The 25,270-nt window shown below is 35.6% G+C and carries 21 protein-coding genes; 15 read left to right on the forward strand and 6 right to left on the reverse strand.

Annotated features, from left to right (window positions below):
* Window positions 1-22 precede the first annotated feature (22 nt).
* The 7 genes from DSM00_RS06600 (at window position 23) to DSM00_RS06630 (ending at window position 5,608) form a co-directional block, all read left to right on the forward strand.
* Window positions 23-862 (forward strand): DUF6503 family protein, encoded by an 840-nt coding sequence (locus DSM00_RS06600; protein WP_128757230.1) that lies wholly within the window; start codon window positions 23-25, stop codon window positions 860-862.
* A 5-nt stretch (window positions 863-867) separates the two neighbouring features.
* Window positions 868-1,542, forward strand: a complete 675-nt coding sequence (locus DSM00_RS06605; RefSeq protein ID WP_128757231.1) for a hypothetical protein — start codon at window positions 868-870, stop codon at window positions 1,540-1,542.
* A gap of 6 nt (window positions 1,543-1,548) precedes the next feature.
* A complete protein-coding gene (locus tag DSM00_RS06610) occupies window positions 1,549-2,202 on the forward strand; it encodes a DsbA family oxidoreductase (RefSeq protein ID WP_128757232.1) in 654 nt (217 codons plus the stop codon).
* A 449-nt stretch (window positions 2,203-2,651) separates the two neighbouring features.
* Window positions 2,652-2,840, forward strand: coding sequence for a hypothetical protein (locus DSM00_RS06615; RefSeq protein WP_128757233.1), 189 nt, complete (start codon window positions 2,652-2,654; stop codon window positions 2,838-2,840).
* A 191-nt stretch (window positions 2,841-3,031) separates the two neighbouring features.
* The gene (locus DSM00_RS06620) at window positions 3,032-3,928 is read left to right on the forward strand and encodes an EamA family transporter (RefSeq protein ID WP_128757234.1); all 897 of its coding nucleotides are present in this window, start codon (window positions 3,032-3,034) and stop codon (window positions 3,926-3,928) included.
* Complete coding sequence (locus DSM00_RS06625) at window positions 3,925-4,524, forward strand: nitroreductase family protein (RefSeq protein WP_128757235.1); 600 nt, start codon at window positions 3,925-3,927, stop codon at window positions 4,522-4,524. The genes DSM00_RS06620 and DSM00_RS06625 overlap by 4 nt, the downstream gene beginning before the upstream one ends.
* A gap of 184 nt (window positions 4,525-4,708) precedes the next feature.
* Window positions 4,709-5,608: a cation diffusion facilitator family transporter gene (locus DSM00_RS06630; RefSeq protein ID WP_128757236.1), complete on the forward strand. Its 900-nt coding sequence runs from the start codon at window positions 4,709-4,711 to the stop codon at window positions 5,606-5,608.
* Window positions 5,609-5,628: 20 nt separating this feature from the next.
* On the opposite strand, the gene pgl is transcribed toward DSM00_RS06630, so the two are convergent.
* Together pgl and zwf are read right to left on the reverse strand one after the other, a co-directional pair.
* On the reverse strand, window positions 5,629-6,339 hold the full coding sequence (pgl, locus tag DSM00_RS06635) for a 6-phosphogluconolactonase (RefSeq protein ID WP_128757237.1): 711 nt from the start codon (window positions 6,337-6,339) through the stop codon (window positions 5,629-5,631).
* A 30-nt stretch (window positions 6,340-6,369) separates the two neighbouring features.
* Window positions 6,370-7,908: a glucose-6-phosphate dehydrogenase gene (gene zwf / locus DSM00_RS06640; protein WP_128757238.1), complete on the reverse strand. Its 1,539-nt coding sequence runs from the start codon at window positions 7,906-7,908 to the stop codon at window positions 6,370-6,372.
* 206 nt (window positions 7,909-8,114) lie between these two features.
* Between zwf and gndA the strand changes: the two genes are divergently transcribed.
* The 4 genes from gndA (at window position 8,115) to DSM00_RS06660 (ending at window position 13,473) form a co-directional block, all read left to right on the forward strand.
* Window positions 8,115-9,527, forward strand: a complete 1,413-nt coding sequence (gene gndA / locus DSM00_RS06645; protein WP_128757239.1) for an NADP-dependent phosphogluconate dehydrogenase — start codon at window positions 8,115-8,117, stop codon at window positions 9,525-9,527.
* 105 nt (window positions 9,528-9,632) lie between these two features.
* The gene (locus DSM00_RS06650; RefSeq protein ID WP_128757240.1) at window positions 9,633-11,036 is read left to right on the forward strand and encodes an amidohydrolase family protein; all 1,404 of its coding nucleotides are present in this window, start codon (window positions 9,633-9,635) and stop codon (window positions 11,034-11,036) included.
* A 52-nt stretch (window positions 11,037-11,088) separates the two neighbouring features.
* Window positions 11,089-12,576, forward strand: a complete 1,488-nt coding sequence (locus tag DSM00_RS06655; protein WP_128757241.1) for a S10 family peptidase — start codon at window positions 11,089-11,091, stop codon at window positions 12,574-12,576.
* 75 nt (window positions 12,577-12,651) lie between these two features.
* Window positions 12,652-13,473: an HAD family hydrolase gene (locus DSM00_RS06660; protein WP_128757242.1), complete on the forward strand. Its 822-nt coding sequence runs from the start codon at window positions 12,652-12,654 to the stop codon at window positions 13,471-13,473.
* Here the strand turns inward: DSM00_RS06660 and DSM00_RS06665 are convergent.
* A complete protein-coding gene (locus DSM00_RS06665; RefSeq protein ID WP_128757243.1) occupies window positions 13,459-13,881 on the reverse strand; it encodes a secondary thiamine-phosphate synthase enzyme YjbQ in 423 nt (140 codons plus the stop codon). The two genes, DSM00_RS06660 and DSM00_RS06665, sit on opposite strands and share 15 nt — an antisense overlap.
* Window positions 13,882-14,026: 145 nt before the next feature.
* On the opposite strand from DSM00_RS06665, the gene DSM00_RS06670 reads away from it, so the two are divergent.
* From DSM00_RS06670 to DSM00_RS06685, 4 genes are all read left to right on the forward strand, one after another.
* The gene (locus DSM00_RS06670; protein ID WP_128757244.1) at window positions 14,027-15,043 is read left to right on the forward strand and encodes a pirin family protein; all 1,017 of its coding nucleotides are present in this window, start codon (window positions 14,027-14,029) and stop codon (window positions 15,041-15,043) included.
* A 102-nt stretch (window positions 15,044-15,145) separates the two neighbouring features.
* Window positions 15,146-18,895 (forward strand): gliding motility-associated C-terminal domain-containing protein, encoded by a 3,750-nt coding sequence (locus tag DSM00_RS06675; RefSeq protein WP_128757245.1) that lies wholly within the window; start codon window positions 15,146-15,148, stop codon window positions 18,893-18,895.
* A gap of 13 nt (window positions 18,896-18,908) precedes the next feature.
* Entirely contained in the window at window positions 18,909-19,853 is a 945-nt protein-coding gene (locus tag DSM00_RS06680; RefSeq protein WP_128757246.1) for a PorP/SprF family type IX secretion system membrane protein, read from the forward strand.
* Between the two features lie 17 nt (window positions 19,854-19,870).
* The gene (locus DSM00_RS06685; RefSeq protein ID WP_206633792.1) at window positions 19,871-21,742 is read left to right on the forward strand and encodes an OmpA family protein; all 1,872 of its coding nucleotides are present in this window, start codon (window positions 19,871-19,873) and stop codon (window positions 21,740-21,742) included.
* 62 nt (window positions 21,743-21,804) lie between these two features.
* Here DSM00_RS06685 and DSM00_RS06690 read toward each other — a convergent pair whose 3' ends face one another.
* The 3 genes from DSM00_RS06690 to DSM00_RS06700 form a co-directional block, all read right to left on the reverse strand.
* Complete coding sequence (locus DSM00_RS06690; protein WP_128757248.1) at window positions 21,805-23,268, reverse strand: magnesium chelatase; 1,464 nt, start codon at window positions 23,266-23,268, stop codon at window positions 21,805-21,807.
* Window positions 23,269-23,290: 22 nt separating this feature from the next.
* Complete coding sequence (locus tag DSM00_RS06695) at window positions 23,291-24,412, reverse strand: vWA domain-containing protein (RefSeq protein WP_128757249.1); 1,122 nt, start codon at window positions 24,410-24,412, stop codon at window positions 23,291-23,293.
* Window positions 24,413-24,587: 175 nt separating this feature from the next.
* On the reverse strand, window positions 24,588-25,187 hold the full coding sequence (locus DSM00_RS06700; protein WP_128757250.1) for a fasciclin domain-containing protein: 600 nt from the start codon (window positions 25,185-25,187) through the stop codon (window positions 24,588-24,590).
* Window positions 25,188-25,270 lie beyond the last annotated feature (83 nt).

Below are 25,270 nucleotides of genomic sequence, written 5' to 3' on the forward strand. Positions count from 1 at the left end.
ATAACTTAAAAACCAATCAAGTATGAAAATTAAACTGTTATCAGGAATAGTGAGCTTGGCATTAATCTCTTGTGGATTTAACGATAAATCTAAAGTTGAAATAAGTTCTGAAAATTCTCAAGAAGAAAAAATAGCTGAACCCGAATTTCAAAATAAAGGTCACGAATTAGTTTATGCAGTAGCTCAAAAGGTTGGAAATAAAGATTCACTTTGGGCAAAAAATGATGTGATTTACACATATACTTACAAAACTCCAGATGGTAAAACCGATGTTAGTACCGAAAAATACCTTTTTGACGGTGAACTTTCCTACGGCTCTTATTCGAAACATGAACGTACTCTTCCACAGTTAGAAGGAGTAATTGAGCAGGGATTTGATGGTGAAAATTATTGGTTACGTCACAACGACACCTATTTATCTGATGAGGAAATGATGAAGCAAGTTGCTTTTAATAGACCTACTAATTTTTACTGGTTTACGATGATGCAGAAGCTACTTGACGACGGTATAAACTATGAATACTTGAATAAAAAAACAATCGACAGTATAACCTATGACGTTGTAAAAATAACTTTTGATCTTAATGAGGATAAACCTAAAGATATCTATCAGGTTTATATTAATGAAGAAACTAATTTAATAGATCGCTTTTTGTTTACAGTAGCAGATTTCAATGTTGTAGAAACTCCGTATTTGATGGTTTTAGAATATGAAGAAATCGATAATATGCTGATACCTACATCTCGTAAGTATAAAAAATCATCTTGGGATGGTGAGTTAACAGATGAGCCGTGGATTTATGTAAACTGGACTAATATCAAATTTGATAATGGTCTTAATAAGGATGTTTTCACAAAATAAAGGTGATGACTTATACGCTTTCCCAACAATTATCTAAGCAACAATTAGCCGGTCTTGTATTTAAAGAGGTTTTTAGAACCGCTACAGATAAACCGGGGTTTTTCCATATTAATTTGGGCAGCGATAGTTCGTCAAAAGCGTTAAGATCATTAATGGTGACACTTAAAAATGAGCTATCACTATTATCATTAGTTCATTTTAAAAAGTCATTAGCTTACCATTGGCTGGTGCGATTTGATCAACAGGTAAATACTCCGTTTCACATTGATAATGCAGGAGATCAATCATTTCTTATGTTAGGTTATGAACCTAGTGAAATTGCCAGTGAGTTATCTTTTGCTGATTTTCATAGGTATGCAAAGGCAGATTTAAAAACCTCGGAAAATTATCTAAACACTTTTCAGCCTGTTTTTAAAGCTGAAGAATCTCAACTAGCTCCTTTCACAACCACATTAAATTCTTTTAAGAAAGACTCGTACAACTTGGTGATTATAAATAATAGTCACCCCAGATCCACGGAAACTTTAGGTGTTTTTCATAAAGCACATATTAAACATTGTGATCTACAAAAAAGCAGAATAGTTAACTCAATGCTTATAAATATGGTGGATGAATCTTTTGAGAATAAAACGGAACCGAGTGAAACAAATTTCATAGACACTTCTATAATAAGTAAATAAAAAAATATGGCTAATAAACTGAAAATTGATATTGTATCTGATGTTGTTTGTCCGTGGTGTATAATAGGCTACAAAAGACTAGACAAAGCAATTAGAGAATTAGGTCTGGAAGATCAGATAGAATTAGAATGGCAACCCTTTGAGCTCAATCCAAATATGCCTGTTGAAGGTCAAAATTTACGTGAGCATATAGCTGAAAAATACGGATCTACCACAGCGCAACAAGAAGAATCTCAACAACGTATGATAGATGCCGGTGCTGAGCTGGGATTTACATTTGATTATTTTGAAGAGATGCGAATGGCTAACACTTTTGATGCGCATATCTTGCTAGAATATGCTAAAGATTTTGGGAAGCAAACCGAATTAAAAATGCAATTGATTAAAGCATTTTTTAGTGAGCGTAAAGATGTTTCTAAACAAAGTGTACTCAAGGAGGCCTTGTTGAAAGTAGGTCTTAATGCTGAGGAAGCTTTAAAACGCTTAGATAGTGAAGAAGCACGCTATGAAGTGCGCACAACCCAATCTTACTGGAAAAATCTTGGTGTGAATTCGGTTCCTACCGTTGTATTCGATCGCAAGAGCGCAGTTACTGGCGCGCAGCCGGTAGATGTTTTTAAACAAGTTCTTCTTGAGGCAATGGGCAAGCAAACGAGTTAGCAACAAGCAATATCAGATCTCAAGCTGGGTTAATAATTACTAAGTCTTGAGGGTAAATAAATGATATTTAATGTCATATCCATTTTTTAATTAGGTACTATTTTAAAAAAGCTGATATTAATTTAAAAATTAATATCAGCTTTTTTATTCTGTATAAGTATGTGATTTTTGAATAAATAGCTAAATTACAGTCTATTATCTCCGTGATTATGAATAGTAAAAAATCCTTGAAAATTTATTATCAAGTGGAGAATAAATCGATTTATATCGATGATGATCACAACAGCTATATGTTTTTACAGAAATTTTTAATGGTTCTTATTCTTGCTAACTCAATATTAAATCTCTTGAATATTTTTATGAATAGAATACGTTTTTAATCTGTAGTATGGATTTTAATGGGTGTGCTAAGTATCTATTATTTGTATATCTATTTCTTCAAAATAACCATGAAAGACGAGTTACCCATTTCTCAAATAAGTCACTTATCAAAACGGACATTTTTTAGAATTAATCACTACTCAATTGTATTGAAAAATGGTAAAAAACGAAGCCTTCCTCAAGTGAAAACTCAGGATGACGTTAAACAATTAGAAGTTATACTTGCAACTTTCCAAGCAAATCCTAAGTATAATTAACTACACATTTTGTGAAACTAGAACCGGCCCTTTATAAAATTCATAAGTCTGAATAATGAAGCTTAAAGATAGATTTAAACTTATTTCTTATCATTTTAATTTAAAAAGAAAATTCAAGTTAAGGTTTGCAATTACATTGCGACTAGTGTATCTATATAATTTCTTACACTACAAAAAACCTTCCGCAGTACATGGATAAACTTAAAGGAATTGCCTTCGTTTCGATAGGCGCTGCCAGTTATGGTGTTTTAGCAACCATAGTAAAACTTGCAAATAATGCCGGTTTTGGTACTGCTGCACTTACGTTTTTACAGTTTGTATTTGGAGTAATCGTACTTAGTATAATCTCCTTTGTTTCAGTAAGAAAAAACAATTTAACAGCTACAAACAACACTATTTCCTCAAATAAATCAAAGTTCAAATTGCTGCTCTTCGGGTCTTCGCTCGGATTTACAAGTTGTTTTTATTACCTCGCTATTCAATTTGTACCGGTTTCAATAGGTATTATTCTACTTATGCAAACGGTTTGGATGAGTATCATTCTAGAGTTTTTTACTGAAAGAGAACGGGTTAACAGAACAAAACTTATAGGTGCAATTGTAGTCTTAGCCGGCACAGCCCTAGCCTCTCGCATTTTTGAAAGTGATTTTACATTTAGTCCGTTGGGTTTTGGATATGGTTTTCTGGCTGCTTTATCCTATACAATCACTATGTATGCGACTAATAAAATATCACTAGACTTACCTAACATTACTCGAAGTAAATATCTGGTTCTTGGGGGATTTATTGCTATTATATTCTTTTGGAATTATCAAATCACCGAAGAATTAAATACACTCGAACTTATTAAATGGGGCGTAATTCTAGGGTTATTTGGTACGGTTTTACCTCCAATTTTATTTAATAATGGTGTTCCAAAAATTGGCGCAGGATTAGCTGGAATCTTAGCCACGTTAGAAATACCAGTTTCTATCTTAAGTGCCTATTTTATGCTCAACGAGCGTATAGGATTATTACAAGCATTAGGAATCTTGATCATTTTAATTACAATAATAAAAATCAACACGCATAAAGAAAAAGTCATATGAGTTTTTTAGAAGTAATGCAAAGTCGTTATACAACAAAGAAGTTTGATGCTTCAAAAAAAATAACGCCAGAAAATATCGAAGCCCTAAAAGAAATTCTGCAGTTAGCTCCATCCTCAATAAATAGCCAACCTTGGAAATTTACATTTGTTTCCAATTCAGAAATAAAAGCAAAATTAGCTGACGTATCTTGGATTAATACTTCAAAAATTCTCAATTGCGATACGCTTATAGTTTTAAGTCGTGTTAAAAGTTTAGAAGCTTTTGAAGCACGAATCGAGAAAGAATTACCTCAAGGAGCTGTTGGTTTTTACAATGATTTTATCAAAAAACTACCGGAACCACAAATTTACGCCTGGTTTGAAAAACAAGTATATCTTGCACTAGGGGTATTATTAAGTGCTTGTGCAGATATGGGAATTGATGCAACACCTATGGAAGGAATTGAGCCAGATGCATATGATACAATTTTGGGCCAAAAGGAACACACGACTCTGGTTGCCGTAGCAATTGGATATAGAGACGCAGATGATACAAATCAACCTCATATAAAACCAAAATCCAGAACCGCATTAAAGAATGTGATTGAAGAAATATAATTTGCGTTATTCAAGATAATAGCAAAGTCTGATAATTGTAAATCGGTTATCAGGCTTTGCTGCTAGATATCATGCACACCATTAATCACAAAGTCATCAAATCTTAATATAATCCCAAGCTGAAGACTTTTAAAAAGCAGAACTTTACAACAATTTTTAAGACAGATAATGCAGCACAGAAGTTATGAGTAAAATTAAGACAGCAATAAAAGCGACTTATTTTAGTATCATAGGCAATGTGATTCTAGCTATTTTAAAAGGTATTGCTGGTATTTTTGGAAACTCGTACGCCCTTATTGCTGATGCGATTGAATCTACCGCAGATGTTTTTGCCTCTTTTCTGGTACTATTCGGTTTAAAATATGCAGATCGTCCACCAGATGACAATCATCCGTATGGTCACGGTAAAATAGAACCTCTCGTAACGTTTATGGTGGTTGCTTTTTTAGTTACCTCAGCATCGGTAATTGCATATGAAAGTATCCAAAATATACAAACTCCGCATTTGTCACCTAAGCCCTGGACGTTGCTGGTACTCGGCTCTATAATTATCTGGAAAGAAACTGCTTTTAGAATTGTTTTAAAGCGCAGTATTGAAACTAACAGCTCTTCATTAAAAGCAGATGCCTGGCATCATCGCAGTGATGCAATTACATCTGTAATGGCATTTATAGGAATTAGTATTTCACTGATTTTTGGAAAAGGTTTTGAAGCTGCAGATGACTGGGCCGCATTACTAGCCTCTGGTATAATTATCTACAATGCTTACTTGATTTTTAGACCTGCTCTGGGTGAGATCATGGATGAAAACAGATATGACGATGTCATTGAAGAGGTACGGGTAAAATCTCTGGAAGTTACCGGAGTATTAGATACTGAAAAAGCTTTTATTCGGAAAGCTGGTATGAATTACCATCTTGATTTACATGCAATTGTAGATGGTGATATAAGTGTAACAGCGGGGCATATAATTGCGCATAAATTACAAGATCACCTTAAAGAAGAAATTCCCAACCTCAATTTTATATTAATTCATATTGAGCCTGGGAATCCTGTAGATTTTGACTCTACATCTACAAATTAGATGTAGTGAAATATCTGTTTTTATAAACCGGCAGCGGCGTCTTTGTCTAAAAACCAAGTTAGCTCACCCTCTTTAGGAGCTACTAAACTTGCCGGAAATTTTTTATAATCTTCAAGTTCATTAACTATTAATGATACTTTTTCTTTTTTACTAGCTCCCGTTACTAGAAATGCAATTGTTTCTGCAGCATTTATAACTTTACCGGTAATTGTAATACGTTTTTGACCACTTTCAGGATGCGTAGCTACTCTGCAACTTTCTGGCATTTCCCATAATTCAATCTGATGTGGAAAAATTGATGCAGTATGACCGTCATCACCCATACCTAGAATAACCAAGTCAAAACGCGGTATTCCATTTAAGCTTGGTAAATTATCGCGTAATACATTTGTATAACGCTTCGCCTCTTCTTCAGGATCAGCTTCTCCTAAAATTCGATGAATATTTGCTTCCGGAATATCAATTTTTGAAAGCAAATGAGTAACCGTCATTTTGTAATTACTCTCTTCATCTGTAGGAGCTACACAACGCTCATCACCCCAGTAAAAATGCACCTTCGACCAGTCTATTTGAGAATTATATTCTGAAGCCAGTTGATCAAAAACAATTTTAGGCGTGCTTCCTCCGGAAAGTGCAACATTCACCTCTTTTTTATCAGCGCAAAGTTCTTTGAAAAAATAAGAGAATTCTTCGGCAACTTGCTGTTTTGTATCTTTTATACGTAAGTCCATAACTATGGAAATTTTTAATTATACTTCAATTTAAATAATGCAAAAACCGGATTCATCGGTAAGATGTTCTCCAGGATTTCGCCATCCGTTGCTATCTTCAATAAGATCATCAGAATCTTTGGGACCCCAAGTTCCCGCAGGATAACCGTACGTATTCACATCTTGACCGTTTGCCCAGTATTCCAAAATAGGATCTACAAACGCCCAGGCAGCTTCTACCTCATCTGCACGTGCATATAAGGTCGCATCTCCTTGCATAGCATCTAGTAATAGACGCTCATAAGCATCCATTATATTGGAGTCTGATAAACTGCTATAGTAAAAATCCATATTCGCACGCTCTACCTGAAAGCCTTGACCAGGTACTTTTACACCAAATTTGATTAAAATACCCTCATCTGGTTGAATACGAATAATAAGCTTATTGTCTTTATTATTTATATCCTGATCCTTAAATACCTGATGATGCGGAGTTTTAAAATGTATAACAACTTCAGTTACTTTTGTAGGCATTTGCTTTGCGGTACGCACGTAAAATGGAGTGTCTTTCCACCTCCAGTTATCCACAAAAAATTTAATTGCTGCGTAGGTTTCAGTTTTAGATTCAGGATCTACACCTTCCTCTTCTCTGTAACCTTTTACGCGCTTACCATTGATACTAGAAGCAACATACTGCCCACGCATGGTATTGTGAAACAGTTCTTCTTCAGACCTCATAATGCGTAATGATTTTAAAGCTTTTACTTTTTCATTACGTATTTCTTCAGCATTAGAATTTATAGGTGGCTCCATTACAATTAAAGAGACAATCTGTAATAAATGACTCTGAAACATATCGCGCAAAGCACCAGATTTATCATAATATCCACCGCGTTTCTCTACGCCTACCGTTTCTGCATTTGTAATTTCTACGTGATGAATATAATTTCGGTTCCAGAGAGGTTCAAAAATTGAGTTAGAAAAACGCGTTACAAGTAAATTCTGAACGGTTTCTTTACCCAAATAATGATCTATTCTAAAAATCTGATTCTCTTTAAAGTATTTCTGTAAACCTTTATTTAATTCCTGAGCAGTTTCTAAACTATAACCAAAAGGTTTCTCAACAATTATGCGTCTAAAGCCTTTATCATTTCCAGAACCTTTAGTTAATCCTTGATCTGAAAGATTTTTTGCTATCGGCTCATATAAACTAGGCGGTGTAGAAAGATAAAACATAAAACTACCATTAGTTTTACACTCTTTATCTAAGCTTTCTATACGATTTTTAAGATCTGTATAATCTGAGTCATAATCATCTCCCAGATCCTGATAATACATTATATCTGCAAATTTCTTAATGAATGCCGCATCCTTAGTTTTTACTTCTTCTTTTAAATAGGGACTCTCATAAACAACTTTTTTACGAAACTCTTCGTCGCTCATATTGCTACGGCTTGCTCCTAGAACAACAAAATTTTCAGGGAAATGTCCACCTTCATACAAGTGATATAATGCAGGTATTAATTTACGAGCGGTAAGGTCTCCAGATGCTCCAAATATAACCAGCAATTGATTTGATGTAGAATTCATAAAGAATTTTGATTTTTTAATGATTTTTGTAGTCGATAATGGTTAGTTGCAATTATAACATGAGTTTATACAATAAAGTAGTAATAAGTCAATGTTATCATTTAATTTTGGCTATAACCAATACAAAAATAAGGCATCTTACCTGCACACAAGAGGCTTTATAAAAACATTATAGTGCAAATTTAAAAGAACAATAAATAATTATTATGGAGCATAAAAATTATGATTTTGGCCTTGTAGGTCTTGGTGTAATGGGACGTAACTTTATATTAAATGTCGCAGACAATAATTTTAAGGCCTACGGTTATGATCTGGATCAGGAAAAGGTTGATGCACTCAAGACAGAAGGCGGTAATCTTGAAAAAGTTGATGCATCATCAGATATAACAACGTTTATAAATGCACTTTCTGCTCCGCGAAAAATTATGTTGCTGGTACCTGCAGGTAAAATTGTAGATCAAGTAATAGAATCATTACTTCCACATCTGGATCAAGGAGATATAATTATTGATGGAGGAAACTCTTTTTTTACAGATACAGACCGTCGTGAAGCTTATTTAAAAGAAAAGGGTATAAACTTCTTTGGAGCTGGTGTTAGTGGCGGTGCCGAAGGAGCTCGCAAGGGCCCAAGTATTATGCCGGGTGGAGATGCTGAAGCATACACACATATCAAACCTATTTTTGAAGCAGTAGCCGCAAAATTTAAAGGAGAACCCTGTGTTGCGCATTTAGGTCCTAAATCTGCCGGAAACTATGTGAAAATGGTTCACAATGGTATCGAATATGGTATGATGCAACTTACTTCTGAAATCTATGACCTACTTAAAAAGTCACTCGGATTAAGTAATGATGAATTGCATCAAATATTTGATCGTTGGAACAAAGATCGTCTACAGTCTTTTCTTGTAGAAATTACTGCTGAAATATTTGCTCAGAAAGATGATCTGGGAGACGGAGATCTTGTAGATATGATACTTGATAAAGCCAAGCAAAAAGGTACCGGGAAATGGACTTCGCAAAATGCAATGGATTTAGGAATTCCTGTACCTACTATTGATGTCGCAGTAAGTATGCGTGAGATTTCTGCATTAAAAGAAGAACGTATCGTTGCAGATAAATTATATAGCAGACCAGAACCACAAGAGATTGATAAAGACAAATTAATCGCTATGGCAGAAAAGTCATTATACTTCTCTTTTATAGCTGCATATGCTCAAGGTTTACATCAGCTTGCAGATGCATCTAAAGAGTATGAGTACGATCTCGATATGTCTGTTATTGCAAAAATCTGGAGAGCCGGTTGTATCATTAGATCTGGTTTATTAGATGCTATTTCAGAAGCTTATATTACAGATAAATCACTTCCTAACTTATTACTAGCACCTGCATTTGTTCCTAAAGTACAAGAAACAATGGCGTCTGTAAGAGAGACCGTGGCGTATGCTGCTATGAGCGGAATTCCGGTTCCGGGATTATCTGCATCATTAAATTACTTCGAAGCATATACCTCAAGTCATTTACCACTAAACTTGATACAAGCGCAACGAGATAACTTTGGTTCACATACCTATGAGCGCATAGATCGCGAAGGTATTTTTCACACAGAATGGGGAAAATAAGAACCTATTAAATACAAATTAAAGAGCCCAATAGGGCTCTTTTTTAGTTTAAGCCGTGTTATTTAGAGAATCTCCGTATTTTAAATGCTTCAAAAATTCAATTTTATGTTTAGAATATTACAGCTATTTATTACTTCTTTAGTCTTATTATCCTGCACCGTAAAAGCTCCTGTATTTGATCTTGTTATTCATAATGTTAATATTATAAATCTAGAAAAAGGAGAGATTCTAAATGAACAATCTGTTTTTATAAATGCAGATACTATTCATTCTATAGTACGTACAAAAGATTTACTAACTAGTGCTGCAAAAACACAGATTGACGGAACAGGAAAATATCTTATGCCGGGTTTGTGGGATAATCACGTTCATTTTAGAGGTGGTGACAGCCTTATTGAAGAAAACAAGAAATTCTTAAATCTCTATCTCGCTAATGGAATTACTACCGTGCGTGACGCAGGTGGTGATTTAACAACTTCAGTAATGCAATGGCAAGAGGATATGAAAAATGGAGTTTTAAACGGACCCACAATTTATACTTCGGGACCTAAGATTGATGGTCCCGGCGCAACCTGGGCAGGTTCTTTAGAAGTTTCAACTTCTGAAGACATAGAAAGAGCGCTCGACTCCCTTCAGTCTTTAGATGTGGATTTTGTAAAAATTTATGACAGTAAGATTTCCGCAGAAAATTATCTTCAAACTATTAAAAAAGCAGAAAAACGCAGAATCATAACCAGCGGCCATATGCCCTACTCCGTAACTCTTGAAGAAACTACTGCAGGAGGAATTGATGCCATCGAGCACTTGTATTATATTTTGAAGGGTTGTTCCCTAGAGGAAGCCGCAATAACTGAAGCGGTTAAAACTGGAAAGATGGGATTCTGGTCTTCTTTAGATCGTGTTATCAAAACGTATTCTGAAACTACAGCGACAAAAACATTTAGTAGTTTAACAGAGCGTGATGTGTATGTAGTCCCTACACTACACATAGGTAAAACCCTGAGTTATTTAGATGAGCATGATCGTACAGGAGATACAAACCTCAACTATATAGGTCCTGGAATTAAAAAAACATATAAAGGTCGTATTAATAGTGCACTAGGCGCCTCACCAGTATTTATACGAATGCGGAAAAAATTAGATTCTACATTTGTTAAGTTAACCGGCGAATTGAATAAAAATAAGGTTGGCCTTCTTGCAGGTTCAGATTGTGGTGCGTACAACTCTTACATCTATCCAGGTATCTCCTTACACAACGAACTCGAAGCATTAGTAGGAGCTGGTTTAAGTCCGTTAGAAGCACTTAGAACTTCTTCACAAAATGGGGCTAAATTCTTAAAAAAGACCGTTCCAACAATACAGAGCGGTGGTCGAGCAGATTTAATAATTATAAATACAAATCCGTTGCAGGATGTCAAAAGCACACAAGATATTTATGAAGTAATCAAAGCCGGAAGAGCATTCAATAGAAAAAAACTAGATAGCTTATTAGAAGCTTCAATTTATTAAATTTAAGAGCTAGAAATATTTAATTGCTTATTACCATTAACACAGAAATTTTATGAGTTTAAAAATTACCATACTTCTTCTTCTCGTTACTTTTTCAACTTTCGCACAAAAAATAAAAGTTCCTGTTGATACAACCAGTACATCCACTTATAGTGTTACTATAAAAGGTAAAACCATTCCGTATAGAGCTGAGTTAGGGTTCCAACCAGTATGGGATGAATCTGGAAATCCCGTAGCTACTCTAAATTATACATACTATTCACGTACCGATATTAAAGATGATCAAACGCGACCACTTGTAATAAGCTTTAATGGAGGTCCTGGATCTGCATCTGTATGGATGCATATCGCCTACACCGGACCCAGAATACTTAAAATAACAGATGAGGGCTTCCCGGTACAGCCTTATGGTATAAAAGATAATCCTTACTCGATTTTAGATGTTGCAGATATCGTCTTTATAAATCCGGTAAATACAGGTTACAGCAGAATGCTTCCTAATGAAAAAGGAGAAATGCCAGACCGTAAGGAGTTTTTTGGGGTAAACGCAGATATAAGCTATCTAGCCAGTTGGGTAAATACTTTTGTTACCCGTCACAACCGCTGGAGATCTCCAAAATTTCTTATTGGGGAGAGTTACGGTACAACTCGTGTTTCTGGTCTGGCAATGGAACTACAACAAAGTAAATGGATGTATATCAACGGCGTAATACTTGTATCTCCTACAGAAATAGGCTTTGAATTTGAGGGACCAGTAGAAATCGCAAATCGATTACCTTATTTTGCTGCAGCTGCCTGGTATCACAAAGCTTTACCGCCAGAACTTCAGAATAAAGATTTATTAGAAATGTTGCCTGAGGTTGAAGCCTACGCGGTAAATGAATTACTTCCTGTGTTAGCCAAAGGAGGATCTGCTACTACTATTGAGCGAGCACAAGCAATTGAAAAAACTGCATATTATTCTGGTCTTAGCCAGAAAACGGTAGCCCAGCATAATCTTGCGGTACCATTTAACTACTTTTGGAAAGATTTATTACGTGACAAAGAAGGGTTGACCATAGGACGTCTTGACTCTCGCTATAAGGGATTAGATATTGCTAATGCAGGGTCCTCACCAGATTACAACAGTGAACTCACCTCATGGTTACATAGTTTCACACCTGCGATTAACTACTACATGACTCAGGAACTTAATTTTAAAACAGACCTTACCTATGACATGTTTGGCGACGTAAGACCTTGGGACCGTACTAATAATAATTCTGGCGCCGATTTACGCGAAGCAATGGCAATGAACTCAAATTTGCACCTCTTGGTTCAATCTGGTTACTATGATGGCGCTTGTACGTATTTTAATGCCAGGTATATTATGAATCAGATAAACATCAATGGTAAATTCACAAACCGCATGGATTTTAAAGGATATCGCAGTGGTCATATGATGTATCTACGTAATGAGGATCTCAAAAATGCCAACGAAGACTTACGTGTATTTATAGAAAAAGCAAGTAAGAATATTGCTCAAGGTGCCAAGTACTAAAATTGACAACCATATTTAAGATTCTATTAATCTTAGTTATTCGCTAAGCTTGAATGTATAGATTAAATTTGCAGGATGGATTTATCTCAAGTAAAATTAGTGGTTTCTGATATGGATGGCACACTCCTAAATGATAAAGGGGTGGTTAGTGATTTATTTTTTGAACAGTTTGAACAGCTTAAAAAACATGATGTAAAATTTGTTGCCGCAAGCGGAAGACAATATTACAGTATGATTCACAAGCTCGAGCCTATTAAAGATGAGATTACAATTATTGCAGAGAATGGCGGGATGACGGTTATCGCAGAAGAAGTGACCGATACTTGCACAATAGATACAAACACTGTTCATGATTTGATACGAGATATGCGTAAAATAGAAGATGCGCATATTGTACTTTGTGGTAAAAAACAAGCTTATGTAGAGTCAAAGCATCAGGAGTTCCTAAATATATTTGATGAATATTACTTTAGATATAATCTGGTAGATGATCTTACTGAAATAGAAGATGATGATTTCTTCAAAATTGCCGTTTATAGTTTTGGAGGATCAGAAAAAACAACTTACCCAGCAGTAAAACATCTCGAAGATAGAATTAAAGCTAAAGTGTCTGGTGAAAACTGGTTAGACTTAAGCCATTTACATACAGATAAAGGGCGTGCATTAAAAATTATTCAATCAAAATTGAATATCTCTAAAGAGGAAACGATGGTTTTTGGAGATTACAATAATGATATTGAAATGTTAGCGCTCGCTCATTTTAGTTATGCAATGCAAAATGCACATCCTAACATCATTAAAGCTGCTAATTATAGCACAAAAACCAATAATGAAAATGGTGTAGAATATATACTGGGAAAACTTATTGAAGCAAAAGAGCAGCTAGTTACCAAATAATGTGATAACCACACTTCGTGATCCACCATTATTTCTGTGCTCACATAAGTAAATGCCTTGCCAAGTCCCTAAATTTAATTTGCCATTCGTTACCGGGATTGTGACAGAAGCTCCCATTAATGAGGCCTTGATATGTGCAGGCATGTCATCTGGGCCTTCAAATGTATGTTTATAATAGGGTGCATTTTCAGGCACCATTTTATTTATATGACTTTCAAAATCATCACGTACTGTAGGATCGGCATTTTCATTTATAGTAAGACTAGCAGAAGTGTGTTTAATAAATACCTGTAATTGACCTACTTTAATCTTATTGATGTGCTCTAAGTGGTTTTCAATTTCTGAAGTAACTAAATGAAACCCTCTGGCTTTAGGTCTTAGTTTTATTTCTTTCTGAAAAAAATGCATATATGCTGACTTTAAAATTTAGTTGAATAAAGTTACAGTTTTTAGATAGGCTCTAAAATTTCTAGCTGTGAATAATGCTTAATAATGGTCTTTCAGGTTTTACTAAGGACTCCTATCTTAGTACTGAATCTTTAAACCATAAGAAATGTCAGCAATTCTGAAAATAACTCCGCTTCAAAACCAGTGGGATACACAAGATCCTTTTTTATTTTGTGCTTTTCATCATGATTTATATCCCGAAGGGAATGGACATTCTGGACCTAAAGATTCACTGGCAGGACGCACTATAGGTCAAGATTTTACACAACGTGATGGCTGGGCAATGTACCATGGTTCAAAAGTACCGGGTTTTCCGGCACATCCACATGTAGGTTTTGAGACAGTAACAATTGCAGAAGAGGGATATGTGGATCATTCAGACTCCTTAGGTGCTGCAGGTAGATTTGGTAATGGAGATGTACAATGGATGACTGCTGGTAAGGGTGTTCAACACAGTGAAATGTTTCCGCTACTCAATACTGAAGCTAAAAATCCGCTGCTGTTATTTCAAATCTGGTTAAACTTACCTACAAAGAGTAAAGGTGTGAACCCTTATTTTGGGATGATGTGGCACGAGAACATTCCAGTGATTAGCATAAAAGACACTAATAATAAGCAAACGACAATTAAATTAATTGCCGGTGAATTTTCAGATACCCAATCTCTAAATCCGGCACCAGATTCTTGGGCAGCAGATCCTGAGAATGCAATAAATATCTGGTTGATTACCTTAGAACCAGATGCAGAGTTTACACTTCCGAAAGGAAAATCTGGTGTTAATCGTTCGCTTTACTTTTATGAGGGCAACATTCTTTTTTCCGAAGAATTTACAATCCCCAGTATGCATCAAATAAAAGCAGATGCAACTAAAGATCTAACATTAACAAATTCTGACCAGTTCGCTCAGATTTTACTTTTAGAAGGTATGCCCATAAATGAACCCGTTGTACAACACGGCCCATTTGTAGGTAATTCTAGAACAGATATTGAAAAAGCCTTTAGTAACTTTCAAGAGACCCAATTTGGTGGTTGGCCCTGGCCTTCACAAGAATACACCCACGATGTAAATTTAAAGCGATTTGCGAAATATCCCGATGGAAAGATTGAAGAGTTGGAGTTTTAAAAAGGCTAATGTGAAAATTATCTTAATTTTAATTTACATTTAATCGTACTTAATTGCTATTAAACGGTTAATATTGTATTGTTAAAACTTATCCCAACTTTTATGGTTAAAAAAATTACGCTATTAAGAAAGAGCATTTTACTGTCTTTCCTATTTATTAGTTTAGGATTTTCTACAGCAGCCTATGCACAATGTGCCGGCCAAGATGCCAATTTGAGTACCTGTAATAAAGAGGTAAACCAATTTATTGACCTGTTTGCAGCTTTAGGTGGAAGTCCAGAACGCGGAGGTACCTGGATAGATGTTGATAATACAGGTGGATTAAATGCAACTACTGGTATTCTAAATACGTGGCAAATAAGTAGTGGTGGTACATTTAGTTACACCTACACAAATGCAACGTGCTCACAAAGTGCTACAGTTACCCTAGCATTAGCCGGTTTTCCAGGACAAAGCAATATGCTTGCGGTTGCTTGTGATGATAATACACGGGTTAATCTATTTCAATTTACCGGAGGTAGCCCTGCTGCTACCACTCCCGGAAACTGGATGCTTATTGACGTAAATAATGAGCGTGGCGATAATGTTACCACCATAAGTAATGCTCTTACAGGTCGCAATTTTAATGCTTTACAAGCAGGTACAGGTACTTATACATTTAGATATACAATTACTGATCAACCAGCTATAGATTGCCAGTCTAGTTCAGGATCAACTTCGTCGTTATCGAGTATGGTACGCCTGGAAGTATCCCCTGCACCAAACGCCGGAAATCTTGATATTACGACAAAAACAATTTTCTGTGAAACAGACGATTTTAGCAGCCTGCGTAATTTTGATTTAAGAAATGTGATTGTAAATGAAGATGAAGGCGGTACGTGGACTGAATCTAGAACAAATGAAATTAGCAATGCTAATGATAGTTTTATAGATATTCAAAACATTAGAGATACTTACGGGGTAGGGATTTATTCTTTTACATATACAGTAGAGCCTATTAATCAAATATGTAATGAAAGTGAGATAACAGTAGATATAGTTATTGAGCAAGTTGCAGATTTTAGAAACGCAACTTTAGAATTTTCATTTCCAGAAGCCCTTGATGATGTAATTTGTGAAGATACACTTCCCATAAATCCTGTAGTTACCATCACAGGGGATATTGCAGATATTCCAAATGGTGATTATGTAATGACCTACAGCGTAGGCACTGCTCCTAATACTGGAACAGAAATAATCACAGTGACTATGACTGATGGTATAGGTACATTTAATGCCAATCCTTCATTTTTTACGGGAGTAGGAATTGCAGAACTGGCCATTACATCTATACAGGATCCTAATACAGAAGGTACTTGTATTTCTTACATAGGTGATTTAAGAGATACACTTACAATTATAGGTCTTCCTAATCTTTCAGATATTGCCTTAAGCGTTAATCAGCCATTATGTTTAGAGGAAGATGGTGTATTTAATTTAAGTGATGCAGGTACAACGCCAGAATTAGAACTTATCGATGGTTCTTATAGTTTTACCTATTCTTTAAGTAGTGGTGGTGTAGCAACAACGTATACGCAAAATGCCGATGTAGTAAGCGGTATGGCATCTATAACTCTAGCGTCTAATGCACTTGCTACCGCCGATGATTATATTCTTACGCTACTCAACGTGACGAATGATGCAGGCTGTAGTACAGATACTAGTGTAGAAACAAACTTTACTGTTAATCCTAAACCCAATGCGGAAACAATTGCAATAACTGTTACAGATGCTTGTGAAAATGATCTGGTTACTGTCACCATATCTGACTCTGCTGCAACACCTAATCTTATTGATGGAGTTTATGATTTCAATTATGAGATAAGCGGAGCAATTAACGCAACTAATCAAGTTGCAACCCAAGTTACTATCACTAATGGAACAGGATCTTTCGATTTACCTGCTACGCTTTTAGTAAACGGAGATTCAAGTTTGACCTTAGTGGGGATTGTGAATACGATAACTACTTGTGAAGCAGATAATCTGACAATATCAACTTCAGATTTCACAATTACACCTATTCCCGATGCCTCTAATGCATTACTTGCATTTGCCGATATATGTGAAGACAATACAGGTTCATTACTTATAACTGCACCAGCTATAGAAATTCAAGATGGCACGTATACAGTTTTGTATGACCTAAGTGGTGCCAATGCATCGAGTCAAAACCAATCTACAGTTACATTTACAGCTGGCGTTGGGACATTAGAAATACCTGCGGTACAATTAGAAAATGCCGGTACCAATACAATAACTATAACTAGCTTATCTACGAATGTCTTGAATTGTGAAGCAACAGGCTTACCACTTACTCAGGATTTTGAAATACTTCCTACTCCAGATCTTGAGTCCACAACGATAACAGCTACAGATATATGCTTAGGAGAAAATGGCCAAATACTTTTTTCTAATTCAAATCTTGCCGATGGTTCTTATGAAGTAGAATATGAATTAACTGGAGCCAATTTATATAGTAATCTTGAAACTGTTCAGTTTGTTCAAGGAAACGCCACCCTATCATTAGATGCATCTTTTTTAATGAATGATGGCAACACAACTTTTACTATTGAAGCCATTACTAACCCATTGTCTAATTGTGCAAATACCACTTTATATACAACTTCATTTACTATAAATCCTATTCCTGAACTAGCTACTGAAAGTATAAACGCTTCAGATATATGTTTAGCAGAAAACGGACTAGTTAGTATTTCGAACGCTACAGGTCTTTCTGACGGAGATTATAGTATTACCTATGATCTATCAGGTTCAAATTCTTCAAGCAACCTTTCTGCATCAGTAACCGTTACTAATGGTTCTGGAGTTTTTGAAATACCAGCAACCGTATTAACTCAACTGGGGATTACAACTGTTACTATCACTGCAGTTACAAACTCAACAAGCTGTGCCCCTGGTACATTAAACATCAGTAATGATTTTGAAATTTTTGATCTGCCTGATGCGACCGGTGTAACGTTAACAACAAATGATGTGTGTTTTGGAGAAGCTGTATCTATAGCTATCGATAACGCTTCTTCTCTCACAAATGCTAGCTATATGGTTACCTTTCAGTTAAGTGGTGCAAATACTACGCAAACTATTACTGCCGAACTAACATTTGTATCGGGTTCTGCAAATCTTATACTTGATTCTGAATTACTTACAAATGCCGGTAATACTACTTTTGAAATCTTAGATATTCAAAATTTTACAACGTTATGTAGTGCTTCAAATTTATCTGCAGCGCCGGTTCAATTTAATTTAGAAGATCCTGAAATTCCAACAATTAGTACTACAGGTTCTATTTTCTGTATAAATGATGATCCTACAGTGGCAGACTTATTGGCAAATATAAATTCGTCTTTTGAAGTTCTTGTTTATGATGCACCTACAAATGGTAATTTAATTAGTTCAACTGCTTCTTTATCTGCAAATACAACTTATTATTTTGCCGCGCAGAATACAAGCACCGGTTGTGAAAGTTCGCAGCGCTTAGCAGTTACAGCAGATTTAACTGGATGTGATTCAGTCTTTATTCCTGAAGGCTTCTCTCCTAACGGTGATGGAATAAATGATTTATTTGAAATGAAAAACATTGATATCATTTATCCCAACTATACAATCGAAATATTTAACCGAAATGGAAGCGTAGTTTTTAAGGGTAATGCTTCAATAGGACCTTGGAACGGTCAGGCAAATCAAAATCGCCTAGGTGGAAACACCCTTCCTAATGGAACATATTTCTACATCATCAATTACAATAACGGCCAAAAAAGTTCTAAACAAGGCAAAGTTTACTTAAACAGATAAAAGGATAATCTCAATGAAAAATTCAACTTCAAAATATAGTCTTTTTGCAGTGCTTGTCCTTTTATGTACAAGTATGTTTGCACAGCAAGATCCAGAATACACTCAATATATGTATAATATGAGTGTCATAAACCCTGCATACTCATCAGTAAATAAAGCTAAAATAGGTGGAATTTATAGAGCCCAATGGGTAGGAATAGATGGAGCACCAACAACAGCGAGCTTTTTTGCTCACTTACCTATGTCTGATAAAGTAGAACTAGGTCTAAATATTGTGCACGATGAAATAGGAGATGTTGTACAAGAAACAAATCTAAATGCAGATTTTGCTTATAAGCTACCTATTCAGGAAAACGCTACCCTTGCGCTAGGTTTAAAAGCTGGGGCATCATTTTTCAGTACAGATTTTAGTAGATTACAACTAGGTAGTGGTGGTGCTGCAACAGATCCGTCCTTTGACCAAAATATAAATGAAACCTATCCTACCATAGGTATAGGTGCCTACTACTTTTCTGAAAAGTATTACGTAGGAATTTCTGCTCCTAATCTTGTAGCATCTTATCACCTGGAAGATGAGAACGGAATACAGCGATTAGGAAGTGAGAACACTCATTATTTTCTAACAGGAGGTTACGTATTTGAGCCTACTTCAGATTTTCAGATTAAACCCTCTTTTATGGCAAGATGGGTTAATGGTGCTCCGGTAAGTATAGATGTGAATGCTAACGTGCGTTTCTATCAACGATTTGAAGCTGGTATAGGTTATCGAATTGATGATGCTGTTACCGGCATGCTTAATTTTGAAGTTACACCTGGCGTTCGTGTGGGTTATGCTTATGATTACACTACATCTAACTTAGGTGAATACAACAACGGTAGCCACGAAGTAATGGTTTTGTTTGATTTTGATCTATTGAGCAAGTTACCATCGTATTTAAAATCACCACGTTTCTTCTAATTTACGGTATAATGACTATGAGAACTTACACACTATTTTTTATACTGCTTACCGTATTTCAAGCAGGATTTTCACAAAGTAAATCACTAAAAGAAGCTAATAAGCTTTTTGCAAATCAAGCCTATGTTGAGGCAATAGCGGCTTATGAGGATGAAGAAACACTTGATTCTACAGCATTATTAAATCTAGCAAATGCTTATTATTATACAGCCGATGCTGAGAATGCAACTGCAGCTTTTGCTAAGGCCTGGTCTTCAAATCCGAACCAAAGTCTTTCAACGTATTTTAAATATGCAGATGCTGCAAAACGCACAAATAATTATGATAAAGCGAATGAGCTGCTATCTATTTATACCGGCGAGACTATTTCGATTTTACAGGATGCTGAAGCCACAGGAAAAGATCTTCCGCAGTATTTTGTAGCACAACCTCTTGATGTATCCTCTGCTTATGATGATTTTGGAGCCACGTATTTTGACAGACAAATTGTTTTTGCATCTAATCGGAATACAGAACGCCCCAACTATGCGTGGGATGGCAAACCGTTTTTAGATTTGTATTATGCAACTGTATCTGGATCCGCACTTACAGATGTAGGATTGTTTCCCGGATCTATAAATACAGATACTCACGAAAGTAATGCTGTATTTTCACCAGATGGAAAGCGAATGTTTTTTACAAGAACTAGTCCGCAGCTAACCCGTATCGAAAAAAATAAAGTAGGTGTTCTGCAAATCTACAGCGCTACTTTGGTAGGTACAAAATGGTCTGATGTAAAGTTATTGGAAATTAATAACTCAAAATATTCGGTAACACACCCGGCGATAAGTCCCGATGGAGAATGGTTGTATTTTTCAAGTGATATGCCTGGTGGATTTGGAGGTTTTGATATTTATAAAGCACAGATTAATCCAGATGGAAGTATAACTAATGCTGAAAACCTGGGAGCGCAAATTAATTCTGATAAACTGGAACAATTTCCATTTATCGCTCAAAATGGAGACCTTTATTTTGCAAGTAATAGAGTTGAAGGCTTAGGTGGATTAGATATATACCGAAGTGTTTTAGAAGATGGAAACTTTCAGAAAGCTTTTAATTTAGGTGCCTCCTTAAATTCTAATGCCGATGATTTCTCCATTATTTTGAATGAGAAAGAAGAAAAAGGATTTGTTTCTTCTAACCGCACTGGAAAAGACAAATTATATGCGCTAACTATTTATCCAAATATCGATTATCTGGTATTAGGTAATGTGGACGATAAAAAAACTTCCAGACCTATAGAAGGTGCAGAAGTGACTATGTTTAATGCAGAAACCGGATCTGTTTTAAAAGCAGTATCTGCAAAAGACGGAAGTTTTAAATTTGAAGTAAGTCCTAATAGCTCCTACAATTTTAAAACAAATAAAGAAGGCTATGCTCCTGCCGAAAAAGAGGTGAATATTGAGTATTCACCAAGCACTAAAACAGTTATTAAATTAGAGATGCTTGCATATAAAGATTCTGATAGCCTTATAGTTTACAACGAGCGAAATAACACGACTCAAGTTAATCTGGAGAAAATATACTTTGATTTTGATAAGGCTTCAATACGTAATGATGCTGCACTTATACTCAATAAATTAGTTACTGTTATGCAAAAATATCCTACAATGAAAGTTGAAGTAGCAGCACATACAGATTCTAAAGGTTCAGACAGTTATAATCTCGAATTGTCAGAGCGTCGGGCGCAAGCAACTAAAGCCTATTTAATCTCTCAGGGAATCTCAGAAAGTAGACTAACCGCTAAAGGATATGGAGAGACAGATTTAATAAATGATTGTAATTCTATAAACTGCTCAGATGCACAACAAGATGCTAACAGACGTAGTGAGTTTACGATTATCAATTAATAGTATAGACATAAAAAAACCCGCTCCTAGAGCGGGTTTTTTGTTTTAAGGGAAATTGAAACTTATAGTCCGCTTATATAGCTTCCATAAAGATCTTTAAAGCGCATTCCTTCAGACATGCGGTATTTACTAAGTTTTTTAAATTCAACCAGTGCCCATAGAATAAATTCTTTCATAAAGTATTGATCTTTTTTGTCAAGATCAGGTTGATACGTATTTATTAATGTTTGCAATGGGGCTACCTCATCAAGCATTTTTTTATAAGACGCATCATTTAAATCATCTAACAATTGAAAATCGGTTTGATCAAAGAACCACGCAATGATGGGATCATACGGATTATTTTGATCCTGCTTTTCTAATTTTTTAATTTCTGGAAAATAGGTTACAAATAAGGTCTTGATTGCGTCACCTAATAACATATTTGCTACGGAAGCTGCTCCCTCCTGCTCTCCCTCATAAACTAACTCTACTTTCCCAGTAATTGCAGGGATCATACCTGTAAAATCTCCCAGTCGCACTGTGGTAGTTTCATCTCCTGCCTGTAATGCTCTACGTTCTGCAGTACTCAAAAGATTCTCATATGCTGTAATACTCATACGAGCACTTACACCACTTTTCACATCGATATATTCACTCTCACGGGCTTCAAAACTTATTTGCTCTAAAAGATCTTTAGCTAGCGAAGGAACATAAATTTGTTCCTCACCACGTCCATCTTTACGAGCCTCTTGTTGCGTAATGGTACGGGCAATCTCTATAGTTTCTGGGTAATGCGTGAGTATTTGAGAACCTATTCTGTCCTTCAAAGGTGTTACAATGCTTCCTCTATTTGTATAATCTTCGGGATTTGCTGTAAATACAAACTGAAGATCTAAAGGTAATCGCAACTTAAATCCTCTAATTTGAATATCTCCTTCTTGTAAGATATTAAACAACGCTACCTGAATACGAGCCTGAAGATCTGGTAATTCGTTAATAACAAAAATACACCTGTTGGCACGAGGAATCATTCCAAAGTGAATCACCCGATCGTCTGCATAACTTAATTTTAAATTTGCCGCCTTAATAGGATCTACATCACCTATTAAATCTGCAACAGTCACATCTGGAGTTGCAAGCTTTTCAGCAAAGCGATCATCGCGATGTAACCAATCAATTGGAGTGTTATCTCCTTTCTCTTCGATTAGATTAATCGCATAACGTGATAAAGGTTTGTAAGGGTCATCATTTAATTCAGAACCTTCCACAACAGGCACCCATTCATCAAGTAACTGAACCATAAGACGGGCTAAACGTGTTTTTGCTTGTCCTCGAAGCCCCAGTAAGTTTATATTGTGTTTTGATAATATCGCACGCTCTAATTCTGGAATTACGGTATATTCATAACCATGAATTCCCTCAAACGAGTTCTTTCCTTCCTTGATATTCTTTAATAGATTTTGACGAAGTTCATCTTTAATACCGCGGCTGGTATAATTATCTTTTTTTAATTCGCCTAATGTCTTGATTGCTGGTTTACTCATAGTCTTACTTTATTTTCTTTATCTAGCGTATTCTCTTTTTTCTATTAGTCTCATAATCTTCAAAAATCATTTCTCCTAGTCCTTTTAAACCCGTGTAAAATGCTTTTCCTTGATTAGCTTCTGTAAACTGTCTTACAAATTGCATGAGGTAAGGATCCTGCGCAATCATAAAAGTAGTGATCGGAATTTTAAGTTTTCGTGCCTGACTCGCCTGACTATAACATTTATTAACTATATATTCATCAAGCCCAACACTATTCTTATAATACCTGCCATCAGATTCTCTAATGCAACTGGGCTTCCCATCAGTAATCATAAAAATCTGCTTATTCGTATTCCTTTTACGTCTCAATATATCCATTGCTAACTGAAGTCCGGCAACCGTATTTGTATGATAAGGACCTACTTGTAAATACGGTAAATCTTTAATTTTTATAGGCCAGGAGTCATTACCAAAAACGATAATATCGATTGTGTCTTTTGGGTACCGGGTTGTTATTAATTCGGCAAGTGCCATGGCAACTTTTTTTGCTGGTGTAATGCGATCTTCACCATACAAAATCATACTGTGACTTATATCTATCATTAGTACGGTACTCATTTGTGCTTTGTGCTGCGTTTCTTCAACAATTAAATCGCGTTCTGTGAGATCAAAATTGCCCATCCCGTTGTTTATCTGGGCGTTTTTTAAACTTTCGGTCATTGATACGCGATCGAGTCCATCCCCAAAACGATACTCGCGGGTTTCTCCAGTATGTTCATCTCCGCTACCTACACGATTGGTTTTATGATTACCTAAACCTCCACGCTTTAGATTACCAAAAATTTGATCAAGAGCACGTTGTCTAATAGCTTGCTCAGTTTTAGCAGTAATAGAAATTGATCCGTTACCGTCTGGTTCAATTTCTTCTTTAAGATATCCTCGTTCCTTTAACTCTTCAACAAAATCGTCTAAGGTATAATCGGGATTAGTAAGTTTATATTCTTTATCGAGTTCTTTAAGCCAATCCATTGCTTCGTCAAAATCTCCTGAAGTATGTGTAATCAACTCTTTGAAAATTTCAAATAACTGATCAAACAATGATTGCTCGGGAGCTTCGTATGTTTTAAATACAAAACCCTTGCGTAAATTTTCCTTTTTCATAGTACTTAAAATTACGGATTTTTAGACTTTTCACCTTAGAAAGTAACGAAAAGCTAGGCGTAAAAATTTACCTTAATATGCTATACTATTAGACGTCTTGGACAGCATAGGATTACATATAAAACAAAAAAACCCTTCATTGCTGAAGGGTTTTAAATAGTGACTTATTAAAGTCTTACATTTTTGGCATAACTACTGCATCAATACCGTGAATCACTCCATTAGAAGCATCAACGTCTGCCATAGTTACTTTTGCTTTACTTCCGCTAGCGTCAGTTACAATAACATTCTCACCATCTAAAGTAGCAGTTAACTCACCACCCTGTACAGTTTTAATCACAAAACTTCCATTGTTTTCTTTAATAGCTTTAACTATATCTGCAGCCATATACTCTCCAGAAACTACGTGGTATTTTAATAGACCAGCAAGTTTCTCTTTGCTTTCAGGTTTAGTCAAACCTTCTAAAGTACCTTCAGGTAATTTATTAAATGCATCGTTAGTAGGTGCAAATACTGTGAATGGTCCAGAACCATTTAAAGTTTCTCCTAATTCTGCAGATTGAATTGCAGATACAAGGGTTGTAAAGTTTTCGTTATCCATTGCGATAGTAGCGATAGTCTGCTGCTCTGGCATTGTTTCTTCAGTTTGTGCTTCTGCCTCCATAGCCATTTGCTCTTCGGTCATAGTTTCATCAGCCTCTTTGTTTTCACTGTCTTTGCAAGATGTAAATGCTAAAGTAGCAAGTACTGCCATACTTAAAAATATCTTTTTCATAAGTGTTGATTTTAAATTTTAGTTGTTCAAAAGTATATCGAAATTCGTTCTCTTTTACATTTTAGTATTTAAGCTTCTGTTAA

It is taken from the genome of Leeuwenhoekiella aequorea (assembly GCF_004104375.1).
Lineage (GTDB): Bacteria > Bacteroidota > Bacteroidia > Flavobacteriales > Flavobacteriaceae > Leeuwenhoekiella > Leeuwenhoekiella aequorea.